15 protein-coding genes are annotated in these 15160 nt (G+C 65.4%); 7 read left to right on the top strand and 8 right to left on the bottom strand.

Features of this window, described 5'->3' with window-relative positions; translation table 11 throughout:
- Positions 1–4 precede the first annotated feature (4 nt).
- The 3 genes from ACFR9U_RS18290 to ACFR9U_RS18280 all read left to right on the top strand — a co-directional run bounded on the left by ACFR9U_RS18290 (position 5) and on the right by ACFR9U_RS18280 (position 3711).
- Entirely contained in the window at positions 5–733 is a 729-nt protein-coding gene (locus ACFR9U_RS18290) for a class I SAM-dependent methyltransferase (protein WP_247378583.1), read from the top strand.
- 340 nt (positions 734–1073) lie between these two features.
- Positions 1074–2540 (top strand): oligosaccharide flippase family protein, encoded by a 1467-nt coding sequence (locus ACFR9U_RS18285; RefSeq protein ID WP_247378582.1) that lies wholly within the window; start codon positions 1074–1076, stop codon positions 2538–2540.
- 121 nt (positions 2541–2661) lie between these two features.
- Complete coding sequence (locus ACFR9U_RS18280; RefSeq protein ID WP_247378581.1) at positions 2662–3711, top strand: pentapeptide repeat-containing protein; 1050 nt, start codon at positions 2662–2664, stop codon at positions 3709–3711.
- 34 nt (positions 3712–3745) lie between these two features.
- Here the strand turns inward: ACFR9U_RS18280 and rpl12p are convergent, their stop codons facing one another.
- The gene (gene rpl12p, locus ACFR9U_RS18275) at positions 3746–4072 is read right to left on the bottom strand and encodes a 50S ribosomal protein P1 (protein WP_247378580.1); all 327 of its coding nucleotides are present in this window, start codon (positions 4070–4072) and stop codon (positions 3746–3748) included.
- A 220-nt stretch (positions 4073–4292) separates the two neighbouring features.
- On the opposite strand from rpl12p, the gene ACFR9U_RS18270 reads away from it, so the two are divergent.
- Positions 4293–5756, top strand: a complete 1464-nt coding sequence (locus tag ACFR9U_RS18270) for a TIGR00341 family protein (RefSeq protein WP_247378579.1) — start codon at positions 4293–4295, stop codon at positions 5754–5756.
- Between the two features lie 26 nt (positions 5757–5782).
- Here the strand turns inward: ACFR9U_RS18270 and ACFR9U_RS18265 are convergent, their stop codons facing one another.
- The 3 genes from ACFR9U_RS18265 to ACFR9U_RS18255 all read right to left on the bottom strand — a co-directional run bounded on the left by ACFR9U_RS18265 (position 5783) and on the right by ACFR9U_RS18255 (position 7865).
- Entirely contained in the window at positions 5783–6286 is a 504-nt protein-coding gene (locus ACFR9U_RS18265) for a hypothetical protein (RefSeq protein ID WP_247378578.1), read from the bottom strand.
- Between the two features lie 361 nt (positions 6287–6647).
- Positions 6648–7052, bottom strand: coding sequence for a DUF5518 domain-containing protein (locus tag ACFR9U_RS18260; protein ID WP_247378577.1), 405 nt, complete (start codon positions 7050–7052; stop codon positions 6648–6650).
- A 186-nt stretch (positions 7053–7238) separates the two neighbouring features.
- The gene (locus ACFR9U_RS18255) at positions 7239–7865 is read right to left on the bottom strand and encodes a GAP family protein (protein WP_247378576.1); all 627 of its coding nucleotides are present in this window, start codon (positions 7863–7865) and stop codon (positions 7239–7241) included.
- A 266-nt stretch (positions 7866–8131) separates the two neighbouring features.
- On the opposite strand from ACFR9U_RS18255, the gene ACFR9U_RS18250 reads away from it, so the two are divergent.
- Entirely contained in the window at positions 8132–9325 is a 1194-nt protein-coding gene (locus ACFR9U_RS18250) for an AI-2E family transporter (RefSeq protein ID WP_247378575.1), read from the top strand.
- 48 nt (positions 9326–9373) lie between these two features.
- Here the strand turns inward: ACFR9U_RS18250 and ACFR9U_RS18245 are convergent, their stop codons facing one another.
- Both ACFR9U_RS18245 and ACFR9U_RS18240 read right to left on the bottom strand, forming a co-directional pair.
- Positions 9374–9958 (bottom strand): HdeD family acid-resistance protein, encoded by a 585-nt coding sequence (locus ACFR9U_RS18245; RefSeq protein WP_379814898.1) that lies wholly within the window; start codon positions 9956–9958, stop codon positions 9374–9376.
- A 158-nt stretch (positions 9959–10116) separates the two neighbouring features.
- Positions 10117–10317 carry an STAS domain-containing protein gene (locus ACFR9U_RS18240; RefSeq protein WP_247378573.1) on the bottom strand — a complete coding sequence of 67 codons (201 nt, stop codon included), beginning with the start codon at positions 10315–10317 and terminating at the stop codon, positions 10117–10119.
- Positions 10318–10592: 275 nt separating this feature from the next.
- On the opposite strand from ACFR9U_RS18240, the gene ACFR9U_RS18235 reads away from it, so the two are divergent.
- Positions 10593–12425: a cation:proton antiporter domain-containing protein gene (locus ACFR9U_RS18235; protein ID WP_247378572.1), complete on the top strand. Its 1833-nt coding sequence runs from the start codon at positions 10593–10595 to the stop codon at positions 12423–12425.
- A 1-nt stretch (position 12426) separates the two neighbouring features.
- Here ACFR9U_RS18235 and ACFR9U_RS18230 read toward each other — a convergent pair whose 3' ends face one another.
- Positions 12427–13263, bottom strand: coding sequence for an alpha/beta fold hydrolase (locus ACFR9U_RS18230; protein ID WP_247378571.1), 837 nt, complete (start codon positions 13261–13263; stop codon positions 12427–12429).
- 209 nt (positions 13264–13472) lie between these two features.
- On the opposite strand from ACFR9U_RS18230, the gene ACFR9U_RS18225 reads away from it, so the two are divergent.
- Positions 13473–14678 (top strand): inorganic phosphate transporter, encoded by a 1206-nt coding sequence (locus ACFR9U_RS18225; RefSeq protein ID WP_247378570.1) that lies wholly within the window; start codon positions 13473–13475, stop codon positions 14676–14678.
- Here ACFR9U_RS18225 and ACFR9U_RS18220 read toward each other — a convergent pair.
- Positions 14675–15106, bottom strand: a complete 432-nt coding sequence (locus tag ACFR9U_RS18220; protein WP_247378569.1) for a universal stress protein — start codon at positions 15104–15106, stop codon at positions 14675–14677. The two genes, ACFR9U_RS18225 and ACFR9U_RS18220, sit on opposite strands and share 4 nt — an antisense overlap.
- Positions 15107–15160: the final 54 nt, after the last annotated feature.

Genomic DNA, 15160 nt, shown 5'->3' with positions numbered 1-15160 from the left:
CGCGATGGACGTGCCGCTGACGGTGAAGTCGGCGCTGGAGGATCGACCGGTTTCGGGAGCGGTCTGCCTCGAAGCCGGGGCTGGCCACGGGAACGCGACGGCCGGCCTCCTCGACGCGGGTGCCAGTTGCGTCTACGCGGTGACGAACGACCGTGCCCACGCGACCGCGGTCCGGGAGCGTGTCGGCGGAGCGGACGCGGACCGAACCGCCGTGCTCGAAGCCGATTGCCGCACGCTCCCGCTCGCGAGCGATTCGGTCGATCTCGTCACCGCCCACGGACTGTTCAATCTTCTCTCCCCCGCCGAGCTCGGAGCGGTCGCGGCTGAGGTGACCCGCGTCGCGGCTCCCGGATGCCATCTCGTCGTCGACGACTACGAGCCGCTGCCAGCCGACGCAGCCGTCCGTGCCCTCTTCGCGCTGGCGAACGCCGCGACCGAGTTGGCCGACGGGCGACCTGCACTGACGTTCTATCCGGCTGCAGTGCTTCGACGGCTGTTTCGTGGCTACGGCTGGACGTTCGATCGGGAGCGGACGCTGCTGGAGCCGGTGCCGTGGACCGAGAGCCACGTCGCAGCACACGCGGACCTGGTCCGCGCCGCGGCGGCGGACCTGCCGACTGAACTCGGTGCGCAACTGACCGCGGAGGCCGATCGGATCGCGGAGACCATCGGCCAGGAATCGGTCGGAACGATGTACAGCGTCGCGTTGCGACTCCCGCCCGCCACCGACTAATCCGTCTGACCGACGCACACGTGACGGCCCGCAGTCGTGAACCGCTCGGACGAAAGCGGCTGCGTGACTCCAGTCCCGACTCGTTTCTCCCGGAAAACGGCTTACCGAAACCGGGTGTAAGATCGTCTTACCGGTGCTTTCGAGGCCGACGCGACTGCTCGTGGGTAGCCTTTCCGCTCGGTACTGTAACGCCGATGGCCGTCCGGACAGGGTCTACTGCCCTCGGTGGTTGCTTCTGTACGTGCGTCGTATCTACAGACGAGCTGTGACTAGTAGCTGGATGCTTCGTCTCTACTAACAGTAATCTTAAGCAAGGCATCGGGTAAGACGGCGTTACTCGATGGGAACCGCCACGGCAGAACTGGACATTCGACGCGAGTCACTGATCGCAGCGGCAGCGAACGTCGTTCTCATCGCGGTTCAGTTGGCGACACTCGGGTTGCTCACGCGGACGCTCGGGGCGGACGGCGTCGGCACGTACTTCTTTGCCCTCTCGGCTGCCATTCTTGCGATCATACCCTCCCGTGAACTCGGCGAGATCATGCGCAAACGCGTCAGTGAGATCGACTCGCCCAGCCACGAGTTCTTCGGGCTCGCACAGGCGGGAACGGTGCTCTACCTGCTCGTGTGCGTTCCCGTGCTGTCGCTGGCGACACCGGTGGTGACGGCGTGGACGCCGTTGACCGGCGAGACCGTCCTGGCGTTCGGGGTGTACGCGGCAGTGCTGACCCAGTCGGAGATGGCGACTCGACTCCTGGACGCGGTGGGGAAACCGGGTGCGTCGATGGTGTCGCAGACGGTTCGCGAGACGGTGTTCTTCGGCGGCGTCCTCGCACTCGTCTGGCTGGGCGGCGCGTCACCGCAAACGGTGTTGCTCCTCGGGGCCGGCGTCCGCCTCTCGGTGGCGCTCGGGACCTACTGGGTGGTCGGGCTCGTTCCGCGGCTCCCGTCCCGTGACTCCCTCGCCAGCGCCGTCGCGTTCGGGAAGTGGAGCGTCCCGACCGGAATCGCGAGTCACGTCTGGGGACAGGCGCCGACGCTCCTGCTCGGCGTCGTCCTCGGCGGGTCGTCGGTCGCGGTGTACGAGACCGCAAAGCGCGTGACGATGATCGGCGCGTACCTCGCGACCTGCATCACCGACCCGCTGCTGGTCAAGGTCAGCGCGATGCACTCCGCTGGCGAGGACGTCCTCTCTCACGTGGAACTCGCACTCGATTACACGCCGAGCGTCGCGCTCCTGACGCTGTTCCTGGTCGCACCGATCGCGCCCGAGATCATGTCCCTCGCAGCCGGGTCGGCGTACGCGACCGGCGGCGTCGTTCTCGTCGGCGTGGCGCTGACGCGGGTTCTCTGGGGATTGAAGCGACCGGTGTCGGCGGCTCTCCTCGGCGTCGGCCAGCCCCGGTACGTGTTCGGTCTGTTCGCCGGTCTGCTCACCGTCGGTGGTCCGGCTATCGTCCTCGGAGCGACGTACGGCGGTGTCGCGGGAGTCGTGTTCGTCCTCGTGGTGCTCGAACTGGGCGGTGTGCTCCTCGTCCAGGGCGTGGCACGTCTCGTGTTCGGCCGGTTCGTTCGCCCGACTACGCTGTCCCGACAGCTGGTGATCGCCGCGACTGCCGGCGCGTTCGTCTGGCTCGCCAGTCACTCCCTGGACCTCACGTCGCCGTCGACCCTCGCTGCCGTCCTCGCAGGTGCCGTCGTGCTCCACTACGGACTGTTTGCCCTCGCGAGCGACCGGTTCCGAGCCGGATCCGCGCGAACGGTCAGGGAACTGGGTCAGGCGCTCGCGACCGTGACTCCCGGGTGATCGGTCCCGGCGGTACGCGGCTGATCTGTGTGTTTTGAACCGCTGAGACGTCCGTGTTCGATTTCACCGGCGCTCTCCACTGGGGGAGAACGTAAACGGCGCAAACCCCAACGTGGACGGCATGCCTGGGACAGACGACCGGTGCGGGTTCGTTCCCGACGGCAGCGAAGTCGCGGACAAGGGTGTCACCTGTTGCTGGCGGCCCGTGTGGGCGGACCGGGAACACTGTATCTGGCACGCCTCGATCGGAGAGAAGTCGTGGGAACTGCTCGAACCACACGCGTCATCGCTGGGCGACCGTCTCGATGGTGCGAAACTTCGGGGTGCGAGCCTCTCCCGGACTGACCTGTTCGCAGGATGTACACTCATCGGGGCCGATTTCACGGGCGCGACGTGCATCGAGACGGACTTCTCGGGTGCGGACCTCAGATGGACGGAGTTCAACGACTGTAACTTGACCGGAGCGAACTACGCACACGCGACTCTCGAGGACACGACCTTCGTCCGTGCCGATCTTCGCGATGCGGATTTCAGACGGGCCCGTCTTTACCGGACGGTGTTCGCGGACGCCCACGTCAACTCCCAGACGGCGTTCGACAAGGAACTCGTCTACGAGACGCGGATGCGGAACGCGACGGACGCGGGGACGAAAACGGAACTCGGCGAAGCCGCTGCCTGGACGTATCGGCGGCTCGACCGCCTGCTCCGCCAGAACGCTGTTGCCAAGCGCCGCCACCGGTTCTACACGCGCGCCCACGACGTCCGTCGTCGACTCGCGTGGGTCAACGACAACTACCTGAAAGCGCTCAAACTCGAAGGATCACGGTGGGTGATGCGCTACGGCGTCAGCCCCTGGCGCGTCCTCGCTGTCTCGGGACTGCTCGTCCTCGTCTCGGCGTTCCTGTATCCGTTGACCGGTGGCATCCAGGAAACGGCCGGCCAAACCACGCTGACGTACACCATCGAAGAGCCGACGAGCCCGGTCCTGTGGCACGTCTCACGAACCTACGTGAAGAGCCTCTATTTCAGCGTGGTCACGTACGCAACGCTCGGGTACGGCGATATCCAACCCGTTGGCTTGTGGGCACGCTTCCTCGCGGGCCTCGAGACGATCTTGGGATCGCTCCTCATCGCGATCCTGGTGTTCGTGCTGACCCGGAGCGTCGAGTAGCAGCCGGTCGCCCGGAGAAAAGAAGGGGGCGTGGTCAGCCGAACAGTTCGCCGAGGCCTTCGCCCGACGCTTCCTCCTCGTCTTCCTCCTCTTCTTCGGGTTCTTCCTCTTGTTCGGCTTCGGCTTCCGGCTGTTCCTCGACGCTCGGCTCTTCCCCTGCGGTCGGGGCCCCAGCGGCGGGTGCGAACGCGGCCCCTTCGAGCGCTTCCTCGATGTCGACGTCTTCGAGCGCTGCGACGAGCGCTTTGACGCGCGATTCCTCGACGGCTGCGTCCGCCGCGTCGAGGACGTTCGTCAGGTTCTCCTCGTTGATCTCGGCGTCCGATTCGTGCAGGACGAGTGCTGCGTAGATGTACTCCATCGATACTCACCTGCCGGGCTGGCACCGGCAGTCGCTGACGAGTCCGGCGACCCCAGCCAGACTCGGTTCGAACGGTCGTCGGCCACGAGGATAGAAATTCTGATGGCAATGGCAACAGTTCCAGATTGCGGAACTGCTCGGCCAGTCTCCCAGTTCGTCCGAGCGGACATATCCAGCCAGTATGAAGCCTCGTTATGACGTTTTGGGCCGAACAACGGGTATGCGGCTGGTCCAGATTCTGATCCCCGAGGGACGGCGAGCGGCAGCCCTCGACGTGCTCGACGACGAGGGGATCGACTACGCCGTCTTCGACGAGACGGGTCGGGGTGAGTTCGAGGCCCTCGTGCAGTTTCCAGTCCCCGAGAGCGGCGTCGAACCCGTGCTCGAGCGCCTGGCCGACGCCGGGATCAGAGAGGAGTCCTACACCATCGTTCTCGCGACCGAAACCGTGGTCTCGACGCGGCTCCCGGCTCTCCAGGCGAAGTTCGCCGGGTTCCGGATTTCCCGCGAGGAACTCGTCGCCCGCGCGCTGGACATGGCCCCGGAGAACTCGACGTTCTTCGCCTTCATCGTCCTGAGTACCGCGATCGCAACGACCGGACTCTTGCTCAACTCGGCTGCGACCATCATCGGCGCGATGGTCGTCGCGCCACTGATGGGTCCGGCCATCTCGGCCAGCGTGGGAACGGTTCTCGACGACAGCACCCTGGCGTATCGCGGCGTGCTGTTGCAGATCACCGGGCTACTCGTGGCCATCGCGACGAGTGCGGTCATCGGTGCGATCGTCCAGGGAACGATCCTCGTCCCGCCGGGGCTCGACGTCGAGTCGATTCCGGAGGTCGCGGAACGGACGAGTCCGACGTTCCTCTCGTTGTTCCTGGCGCTGGGGTCGGGCATGGCCGGGGCGATCAGCGTCATCCGGAACGTCGGCTCTGCGCTGGTGGGGGTGGCAATCGCCGTCGCGCTGATTCCGCCCGCGGCGACGTCGGGCCTGGGGATCGCCTGGGGAGATCTCAACGTCGCTCTCGCTGCTGCTGTGCTGGTGCTCGTGAACCTCCTCGCCATCAACCTCTCCGCCCTCGTCCTGCTCTGGATCGCTGGCTATCGGCCCACAGAGGCCGCCCAGGCCGCCCGGGCGCGCTCATCGCTGCTCGTGCGGATCGCGGTCCTCGTGGTCGCCATCGGCGTCCTCTCGGTCGTGCTCGCGCTCGTTACGTACTCGTCGTTCCAGGTCGCGCTCTTCGAGAGCCAGACTACCGACGAACTGGAGACGTTCTTCCGTGAGGAGTTTCCACGGGAGTTGGATTTCATCGAAGCGAACGTCGAGTACGATCCGACAGACATCCTGCTGGGCAATCCTGCAGAAGTGAACGTTCTCGTCGGTCGGCCGGCGAACTACGAGCCACCGCCAAACATCGCTGACCGGGTCGATCGCCGGCTCACGCGAGCGACTGGACGGTCTGTCGTGGTTCGCGTCGGATTCGTCACCGAACAACGGACGGGCGAGGTGGACGTGATCGACAACTCGAACGCGTTGTCTACCGAACCGGCGTTCCCGACGACCGACACCCGTCGACTGGCGTCGTCGGACTGTCGATCCCGGATGACCGCATCACCCAGGACATTGACGAACTGTGACGAGACGCGTGTCGGATTGTTGACCACCGACGCCACTTCCGGTTGAGCGGAAAAATGCGGTGGCCGCCGCGCTTACTGCTGGGGCTGCTGGCCCTGCTGGATCTGTTGCCCCTGTTGCGCTCCCTGCTGGCCGAACGTCTGGACGCGATTCAACGCCTGCCCGACCGACTGAAGCACCTGCTGTGCGTGCGTCAGTGACTCCTGTACGTCGGGTTCGCTCGCGTACTGCTGGAGTTCCTGGATCCCCTGCTGGATGGTTTGCTGGGTGGCCTGTCCGATGGGCTGGGCGAACGGGGACTGTCGGAGAAGGAGCTTCTTCTCGAGGTGAGCGATCTCCGCAAGATCGTCGCTCCGGTTGGCGAGGCGCACCATGCCCTTCTCCGTCGCCCGGCTCGTGAGCCATTCGCACACCGACTCGAACCGTTCGAGGTCGGAAACTGCCTGCTGCACTTCCTGCGGGACCGACTGTTGGTACCGCTGGCCGACGAACTGGCCGACCTGCGACTGCTGGACGGCCTGCCCCCGCTGCGTCTGGGCCTGATAGGCGGGCTGTACCTGGGTCTGTGGCTGTTGCATTTGCTGTGACATCGTTCTGCAGCGCATTCCGGTCGGCCGGCCGATCACCGGCACCGCAATGCTGTTCGAGAACTCCAGCAGGGACGTAAAAACAGGCCCACACTGTTTCTTCACGGTCAGTGAGGGTTACCGATCTCGACACCAGAGTTCACTCCCCAGCAGGCGACCCTGGCCAGCGTGGCCCGCATTCCGCTTCATCCCGGTGCTCTCTGCTGAAAAATGAGTGGCCAGCGGAGTTCTCAGGTATCCCTTTCCCTACCACCTCCGCGGTCGTCGCTGCCAGTCCGATAACGTGGGGATACGACCGCTATCCGCAAGGTTCGCTGACTCCATCCGCCCCGAGTTCGAAAAAAGGTGTACTTTAGCGTCCAGCCGGCCGTCCTGCGGGCGCGGGCTTGCGGCCCTTGACCATCCCACCGAGCGCACCGCCGATCGCTCCGGGGATCGCGTAGAGGCCGAGGAACAGGAAGCCGACGAGGACGGTCGCGAGGCCAACGAGGCCGAAGAACAACGTCCCGAAGATCGCCATGAACGCGCCGACGATCAGGGCTCCCAGGGTGGTTCCGACGATGCCGTTGACGGCCCCGGTTCCGATGCCGTCGGCGGCGACGTACCCGGCCGCGAAGCCACCGATGATGCCGGTCAACGCCCAGCTCAGGGTGGGGATCGTGAGGTCAGTCATTGGAAGCGTAGTCCCGCCAACGACCCCGATGAGGAGTGTAACGACGAAGCCAGTTATCACTGCGCGCCAGTTGAGTTCTGCCATAACAGTATACTGTACGCTTCGCAGAAGCTTAAACCAGTTTGATGGATTTGCCGGAAGTTCCGGACGGAATGCAGCTGTTGCGACTTCTTTTTACATATCTTTGCGTCCGATGGTGTGATGTTGGGAGACTGTGGCAATCTCTCGCTTCACGAAGGAACTGTTCGGTTGTCGTCAGCGTCTGGCCGTTCAGCCCACGATGTTACTGACGACGATGGCGACGAAAAACAGGAGCACGACTTCGTTGACGATCCACGAGTTCTCGTTCATCCAGTCGCGCGCCGTCGGGAGGAACGCTGCCGCTCGCGCGCCGAACGTGAGCACGGCCAGTGCGGGGAGAGCGAGCAAGAAGAGCGTGAGCGCGACGAATCCGGCCGCGTCGAGCAGCGGCAGTCCCTCCGCCGCGAGAAACGAGCCGACGGCGACGGACGTAATCAGGTCGGTTGGAAACACACCCAACAACAGGAAGCCGAGTTTGAACGAGAACCGCGGGGTTGCGGACGTCAGCTTGCTCATCCAGGCAGGGGGTTCCGACTCGTCTCTCCCCAGATAGACGCGAACCATGGCGACGAGGAGCAAGGCGAGGACGACGAGACCGATGAGGTCACTGGATGCGCCCTGCTCCCTGGCCCCGTCGCTGACGAAGTAAGCCAGGGTGACGATCGCGGAGATCGAGAGCGCCGCGCCGGCGACGAAGGCGGCGGAGTTACGCCGCCAGCGCTCGGTCGTGGCGAGGAAGATGGCACTGAGAAGCTGTGGCCCAGCCACCATCACGATCGCCAGTGGAAGGACTTCCAGCAGGCCGACAAGACTCATCGTTCAGGGCCGTTGTCTCGATGTTCTCATAGTCGGACACCTACAGTCATCGGCTGATTCGAAAGCGTGCGCCCAGAACGGAATTGTTAGAAACCGATTATCGTAGTCTCCCGTCCACTACTCGCTCTCGGCTGCCCCGGACGACCTCGCAGTGAACCGCGGTGACCGGCGGTGCTGACGACTCGTGGTCTGTAACAGGACTGTTCGGTGAATTCTCCGAGCGACCGTACAGTTTCCTTAATCCTTCTCGTGTGATACCATTTCGCATGGTCGAAACCGATCCCACGATCCGGGACGTCCGCGTCTGGGCTGGTCGGCAGCATCTGGGGTGGTGGCTTCTCGGACTCGGCGTGGCCGCAGTCCTGGCGCTGGTCGTCGAGCAGTATCTGGCGTGGTTGGTGTTCGGACTGTTCGTCTACTACGTCGCCCGTCCGGTCAGCCGGTGGTTAGAGCAGTGGCTCACGCCGAGCCTCGCGGCAGCGGCGACGTTGCTCCTGCTGGTCGTCCCGGTGGTCGCGCTCCTTGCCGCGCTGCTGTTGGTCGCTCTCGGGCAATTGGTCGCCGTCCTGTCGAACGCACCAGTGCAAGAGATCCTCACACGACTCCCGTTTCAGATTCCGGACCTTCCGAACACGCCCGAAGAGGTCTACCAGACGACGCTCGTGTTGATTCGGGACCCGTCGGTGCAATCGGTCGTCGGATCGATCGGTGGTGTCGTGGGCACTGTCGGAGCGACGCTGTACAACGTGTTCATCGCGCTGTTGCTCGCCTTCTTCCTTCTCATCAGCGACCGCCCGCTCGCTTCGTGGTTCGAATCGAACGTCTTCGGGACGGAGAGTCTGGCGTCGAAGTACCTGACTGCTATCGACAGCGGCCTCAGATCCGTCTTCTTCGGCTATACGATGACCATCTTCGCCATCATGATCCTCACCTCGCTCATCTACACGCTGGCCAACGTCGTCGCACCCGGGCAGTTGCGCATCCCCTCGGCAGTGTTGCTGGGCGTCATCACTGGCGTGTTCACGCTCGTCCCGCTCGTGGGTCGCTCGATCGTGTACTTCCTCATCGCCGCCGTCATGGGCGTGCAGGCAGCCACGACCGATCCGAGGCTCCTCTGGTACCCGCTCGTCTTCCTCGCGGTGATGACCGTCGCGTTCGACAACGTCGTCCGAACGTACATCCGCCCGTACCTCTCCGGCAGGGATCTCAGCACCGGCCTGGTCATGTTCGCGTACCTGTTCGGCCCGCCGATGTTCGGCTGGTACGGCATCTTCCTCGGCCCGTTCCTGCTCGTCGTGATCGTGACGTTCGTTCGGATGATCCTGCCAGTGCTGGCCAATCCCGACCGGGAGCAGCCCCCGTCCCAGACCGGGCACACGCTGGACGAGTTTTACACGGTGAGCGACGCCGAAGAGAGCGCCCAAACCGAGTCGGAGCGCGGCGGCCCGGAACCCGGCTGAACGCGCGTCGGATCGACTGCACTGAAAAGAGCTGTTCGGGGACCGATCTCACGCACCGGCTTCCGCTGGCGCTTCGGCCCGGGCGACTGCCCGCTGCTTGCGGCCGTGCATGATCATCGAGAAGCCAGTCACCAGCAGGTCCACGCCGAAGAGGACGCCGACGGCCCACAGCGCGCTTGCGGGAAAGCCCGCCCAGAGCAGCGCCGCGAGCGCCAGCGAGATGGCGCCGCTGAGTCCGAGCCAGAGCCTGCTTCCGGCGCCGCCGGAAACAGCCCACACCAGTTCGACGATTCCCTCGGCGACGAAGAACGTGATGACGAGCAGCGTGAGCGTCGCGAGTCCGAGCACCGGGTTCGTCAGCACGGAGATGCCGGCGAAGCCGTAGACGACGCCCAACACGGCCTGCCAGACGACGCCTCGAACAGTGCCGGCCGAAAAGGCGGCCGCGACGTGGACGAGCGCACCCACGACGAGGACGCCACCGAGCAGCACGGAGAGTGCGAGCCCGGTGACGAAGGGCGCGAGCAGCGCGAGCAGACCGAGCAGTGCGAGGAGGATCCCGCCGACGATCCCGCCGCGAGCCCACTGTTCCCGCATCGTCTCCATTCCGGTGGCTGATGTTTCTGCTACCATTGGAACCACTAGGTGTAGCTGAGGGCTGCGAGCGTGGAAAAGGATATTCGACCATTGCCCAACTGTGGTAGACAGTCGCGTTCCCGATGGGTCAGGATACTGTCCTCGTAGCTGTCCGACGCCGACAGTCTCGATTCGGTTGCCGAAACACGATCGACTCACGGCGGAGGCTCGTCCAGTTCCCACCGTTCGATGACCTCGATGATCGGCTCTTCGTCACCGATGTGACCGACCGTCGTTTCGAGGCCGGTCGCCAGGAGCACGCGACACACGTCGGCTGCTGCGCCCGCCAACCGGAGGTCGATCCCTCGGTCGCGGCGGTCGTCGGCGAGGGTCGCGAGCGTCTCCCCAGCGGTCACGTCGACGGTCGGTAAGGAGGCCGGCGCACAACCCGGTCACCGGCGCGAGATTGAGTGGTGAGCGCGGCCGCGGCCACGCGGGAAAGGCCAGATTTCCCACGACAATCGAGTATATGGCCGACATTACAATCTGGGCGGCGAGCGAAGCGCCGGCACTTGTCGGCCGACTCCGGGTGGGTTGGCGTTCGCGAGACGCCCGGACGCAGATGCGAGAGCAACTGTGCCGCAACAGCGCAACCTGGTGTGGGCGGCACAGGCGTTCACGTCCACAGACAATGGCCCCGGACGCCCTGCTCGCCGTGTCGGTGATCGTCGCGTTCGCAGCCGTCTCGAAACTCATCGGGGACTGGTATCAGCTCCCGAGCGTCGTCTTCCTGCTCGGGTTCGGCGTCCTCCTCGGTCCGGAAGGCGTCGGGTTTCTCAGCGCGTCGCTCTCCAGCAGTGAACTCTCGGCTGTCGTCGGGTTCGCCGTCGCAGTCATCGTCTTCGAGGGCGCGTTCTCGCTCTCGCTGCACAGGATTCGGACCACGCCGAAACCGACGCTCTTGCTGGTGACGGTCGGCGCTGCGATCACCTTCCTCGGTCTCGGGCTCACGGTCCGGTTCGTACTCGGCCTGCAGTGGACGATCTCGCTGGTCATCTCCGCGCTGCTCGTCGCGACCGGCCCGACTGTTATCACGCCGATTCTCGAACAGATCACGGTCACCGAACGCGTTGCGAGTCTCCTCGAAGCCGAGGGGATCATCAACGACGTCTCGGCGTCCGTCCTGGGCTCCGCGCTCTTTACCGTGACGCTGCTCTCGAAACGCGCAGGACGGGTCGAAACCATCGTCACGGAGTTCGTCTCACAGGTCGGTGTCGGTATGCTCTTCGGCGTCGTCCTCGCTCTCGCGTCCAGTTACGTGCTCCGAGCGTACAGCAGGTCGCCGCAGGATTCACGCGTCGTCATCCTGGCAGTCGCGCTGCTGACGTACTCCCTCGCGACCCTGTTCGGCGACGAGTCGGGCGTCGTCGCGGTCGCCGTCGCGGGACTGGTGATGGGGAACCAACCCATTCCGTACCAGGCAGAGATCGCCCGGTTCGGCAGTGCCATCTCGACGATCGTGCTCGGAACTGTGTACATCGTCCTCGCTGCGCTCATTCGGTTCGAGGAGATTTTCGCACTCGGCCTGGGTGGCCTCGTCGTCGTCCTCGTCGCGATGTTCGTCGTCCGCCCGCTCAGCGTGTTCGTCTCGACGTACGACTCCGAGTTCTCGACGAACGAACGGGCCTTTATCTCGGCCATCGGCCCGCGGGGGATCATCCCGGCCGCGACGGCGACCCTGTTCTCGCTCCAGCTCGCTCGCGCAGGCGTGCCGAACGCCTCGAGCGTCGTGAGTCTCGTCTTCCTCGTCATTCTCGTGACGGTCGTCGTCGAAGCGGGCGGCGCACCCTTCCTCGCGAACGCATTCGGTATCATTCCCATGACCACACTCATCATCGGCGGCGGTGTGATCGGACGACAGCTCGCAGCCGAGATCGACGCCCGGGGCGGCAATCCCGTCATCGTCGAACGCGACGAGGCGACGGTGGCCGACCTCCGTGCCGCGGCGTACTCGGTCGTCCAGGGCGACGGAACGAACGCAGACGTGCTGGCGGAGGCGGGCGTCGAAAACGCGACGCGCGTCGTCGCGACGACCAGCGACGACGCGGTGAACATCCTCGCCTGCCAGACCGCACGCACGAAGTTCGGCGTCGAGTCGCTCGTCTCGCTGGCGAACGACCCGACGAAAGTCGAGTCCTTCGAGGACCTCGGCATCGCGACGTTGACGCCGTCGGCGGCGACTGTCGACGCCATCTCCGACCTCGTCACCCTCCCGAGTCTGTCCGCGTGGCGGGCGTCTACGCGTCGGCGGGAGCACCTCGCCGAGGGTGTCGTCTCCGAGACCGTCGACGGCACGCGCGTCGCCGACCTCGATCTCCCACCGGAGAGTATGCTGGTGCTTCTCCAGCGAGACGACGAGTTTCTGATCCCCTCCCCGGACGTCGTGCTGCAGGCGGGCGATCGCGTCACCGTCCTCGGACAGTCGGATGCAGTCGAGTCCGCGCTGACGCGACTCACTGCCTGACTTACGACGCGAGTCGGTCCGCGTCGCCCGCGAGGAACGCCGTGAGTGCCTCGTTGAACGCGTCGGGATTGTCCTGATTGACGAGGTGGCCGGCAGTGGGAATCTCGAGGACCGTGCCGTCGGTGACGGCCGACGCGATCCGGTGCCCTTGCTGTTTCACCAGAGACACCTCGTGATCGCCGTAGACCACGAGCGTCGGCGTCGAGACGTGTGACAGCTCCGGCGGTTCGTAGTCGTACAGCGCCCGGAAGATCTTCCGGAACTCCCCGCGCTGGACGTCGCTGACGGCGTCCTGCGCCCACGACTGCACCGTCGGGTCGACCGACAGCCACGGCCCGCCGTGCATCGGCCTGACCGAGGCGAGCAGTGACTGGAACGTCGCCGTCGGCCCGGCGAACGACGCCGACGCGGCGATCCACGGCAGCGGCGACACGAACGGTTTGAGATCGCTGGGGACGTCGACCGGCGGCATCGACTGAACTGGCCCCGCGACGACCGCGCGCTGGGCCTGATTGGGATGTCTGTCGAGGTACTCCTGAACGACCATCCCGCCGAGCGAGAGGCCACAGAGGACGGGCTGGTCCACGTCGAGGTGGGTGAGCAAGGCTTCGACGTCGTCGGTGAACAGTTCGACCGAGTAGCGGCGCTGGCCGGACTCCCCGGTTCGTCCGTGGCCGCGGAGGTCGACGGTGACGACCTCGTATTCTGGCGTGAAGCGGTTTACCTGCGATTGCCAGGCGTCCCCGTTCATCCAGCCACCGTGAAGAAAGACCAGCGGCGGTCCGTCCCCTGCGACTTCGTACCGGAGGTCGACGTCGTCCAGCGAGAGCGTTGGCATCGAACTCCGTACGGTCTGGAGCTACGTGAACGGTGGGATTGGATCACAACAGCACCGACAACTGTGCGCTCGAAGCGGCGCGAACGGTGCGTCTGCGGGAACGCTTTTCATCATCGGCTACGAACCCATGCGAAGATGGGTCGCGCAGGAACTGACTGGCCGACGCCCTCCGAGAACTTCCACTATCGAGGCTGTGAACAGGTGGGCCAGTGACTGACTTCGTCTTCTGGGGACTCGTGGCGCTGGCCACCGTGACGGGGTTGTTCACGGCCTGGACGCTCGGTGCGAACAGCAATTCGCCACCGTTCGCGCCAGCGATCGGGGCGAACGCCATCTCGACGATGCGCGCAGCGTTTCTCATCGGCATCCTCGCCGCACTGGGAGCGCTGACCCAGGGGGGAAGCATTTCCGAGACGGTCGGCGCCGGACTGATCAACGGCGTCGCCATCACCTCGCTGGCCGCGACGGCAGGCCTCCTGACCGCCACGGCGTTCATGGCGTTCGGCGTCTACTCGGGGTATCCGGTCCCGGCGGCGTTCGCCACGACGGGCGCGATGGTCGGCGTCGGCCTCTCCCTGGGCGGAACGCCAGCGTTCGACACCTACCAGCGGATCGTGACGTTCTGGGTCCTCGTCCCGCCCGTCTCCGGTGGCCTCGCCTACCTGACCGCAACGCTGTTGCGACGCGACGACATCCCCGAGACTGTCGGCGTCCCGCTGTTGGCAGCCATCGTGGGTGGCATCGTCGCCAACGTCGAACTGAGCGTCATTCCGTCGCCGCCCGGTGCGACGCAGGCGTCGCTCGCCGGCTTCCTCTCGCGACTCGTCGGTACCCCGACGGTCGGCGACATTCACGTGGGCGTCGTCCTCGTGACGGTTCTCGCGGCGGTGGTGAGTTTCGCGTTCATCCGAAAGCGAACCCGGGACTCGGTCGACCGTGGCGTCAAGACGTTCCTCGTCATCCTCGGCAGCGTCGTCGCCTTTTCCAGCGGCGGCAGCCAGGTCGGGCTGGCGACGGGGCCGCTGGAGAACCTCTACACGGCCGAACTCGGCCTGCCGGGGCTGGTGCTGCTCGCGGTCGGTGCCGCCGGCATTCTCGGCGGGGCGTGGATGGGTGCCCCACGACTCCTCCAGGCCACCTCTCGTGAGTACGCCCAGCTCGGCATCCGCCGGTCGATCGCGGCGCTCGTCCCGGGGTTCATCATCGCACAGGCCGCCATCGCGCTCGGCATCCCCATCTCGTTCAACAACATCATCATCTCGGGAGTCATCGGCGGCGGCCTCGCCGGCGGCTCGGCGGGCGTCTCCCGGCGAAAGATCGGCGTGACCCTCGCGTTCTGGCTCATCACCCTGGTCACGTCGGTCGCCATCGGATTCGGCGTCTACCGGGCCTTCTCGTCGGTGCTCGGCACCTAGCGGACGACGGTCACCGTGACGGGTGCTTTGCCGACCACGACCGTCGCAACAGTGCCCAGCAGGCGGCGGGCGAGTTCGTTGCGGTCGCCGCCGTGGCCGCCCATGACGACGTGGTCCACGTCCGAGTCTTCGACGAACGCCAGAATGGTTTCTGCCGGATCGCCGGTCTCCACGACGGTGTCGACGGTTCTGCCGGCCTCTGACGCCCGCTTCTTGGCGGTCTCGATGACGCTCTCCGCCCGTTCTCGTTCCCCTTCGCGCCGCTCTTCGCCCGTTTCGAGGACGCCCCCTTCGCTCATCGAACTGTCGAGCGGTGTCACGACGTTCAGGACCGTCACGCGACAGTCGAACGTGTCGAGTGCGTGTACCAGAGCGTCGTCCGCGAGGGGTGAGCCGTCCAGCGGGACGAGTACGTGCGAGGGTGCCATACTGGTAGTCAGGGGACGGAGCACAAGTATCCTTCCGGTCGATTGAGACCTTCG

The organism is Halorientalis brevis, assembly GCF_042678165.1.
GTDB lineage: Archaea > Halobacteriota > Halobacteria > Halobacteriales > Haloarculaceae > Halorientalis > Halorientalis brevis.
The sequence above is the reverse complement of the archived record's forward strand: the minus strand, read 5'-3'. Positions and strand labels throughout refer to the sequence as shown.

What these genes read in the sequence shown, in the direction of transcription:
- ACFR9U_RS18265 (WP_247378578.1), bottom strand. Translation starts at nt 6,286, where the DNA reads ATGCAACAGCCACAGACCCAGGTACAGCCCGCCTATCAGGCCCAGACG.
- ACFR9U_RS18245 (WP_379814898.1), bottom strand. Translation starts at nt 9,958, where the DNA reads ATGGTAGCAGAAACATCAGCCACCGGAATGGAGACGATGCGGGAACAG.
- ACFR9U_RS18250 (WP_247378575.1), top strand. Translation starts at nt 8,132, where the DNA reads ATGGTCGAAACCGATCCCACGATCCGGGACGTCCGCGTCTGGGCTGGT.
- ACFR9U_RS18285 (WP_247378582.1), top strand. Translation starts at nt 1,074, where the DNA reads ATGGGAACCGCCACGGCAGAACTGGACATTCGACGCGAGTCACTGATC.
- rpl12p (WP_247378580.1), bottom strand. Translation starts at nt 4,072, where the DNA reads ATGGAGTACATCTACGCAGCACTCGTCCTGCACGAATCGGACGCCGAG.
- ACFR9U_RS18280 (WP_247378581.1), top strand. Translation starts at nt 2,662, where the DNA reads ATGCCTGGGACAGACGACCGGTGCGGGTTCGTTCCCGACGGCAGCGAA.
- ACFR9U_RS18235 (WP_247378572.1), top strand. Translation starts at nt 10,593, where the DNA reads ATGGCCCCGGACGCCCTGCTCGCCGTGTCGGTGATCGTCGCGTTCGCA.
- ACFR9U_RS18260 (WP_247378577.1), bottom strand. Translation starts at nt 7,052, where the DNA reads ATGGCAGAACTCAACTGGCGCGCAGTGATAACTGGCTTCGTCGTTACA.
- ACFR9U_RS18255 (WP_247378576.1), bottom strand. Translation starts at nt 7,865, where the DNA reads ATGAGTCTTGTCGGCCTGCTGGAAGTCCTTCCACTGGCGATCGTGATG.
- ACFR9U_RS18290 (WP_247378583.1), top strand. Translation starts at nt 5, where the DNA reads ATGGACGTGCCGCTGACGGTGAAGTCGGCGCTGGAGGATCGACCGGTT.
- ACFR9U_RS18230 (WP_247378571.1), bottom strand. Translation starts at nt 13,263, where the DNA reads ATGCCAACGCTCTCGCTGGACGACGTCGACCTCCGGTACGAAGTCGCA.
- ACFR9U_RS18270 (WP_247378579.1), top strand. Translation starts at nt 4,293, where the DNA reads ATGCGGCTGGTCCAGATTCTGATCCCCGAGGGACGGCGAGCGGCAGCC.
- ACFR9U_RS18220 (WP_247378569.1), bottom strand. Translation starts at nt 15,106, where the DNA reads ATGGCACCCTCGCACGTACTCGTCCCGCTGGACGGCTCACCCCTCGCG.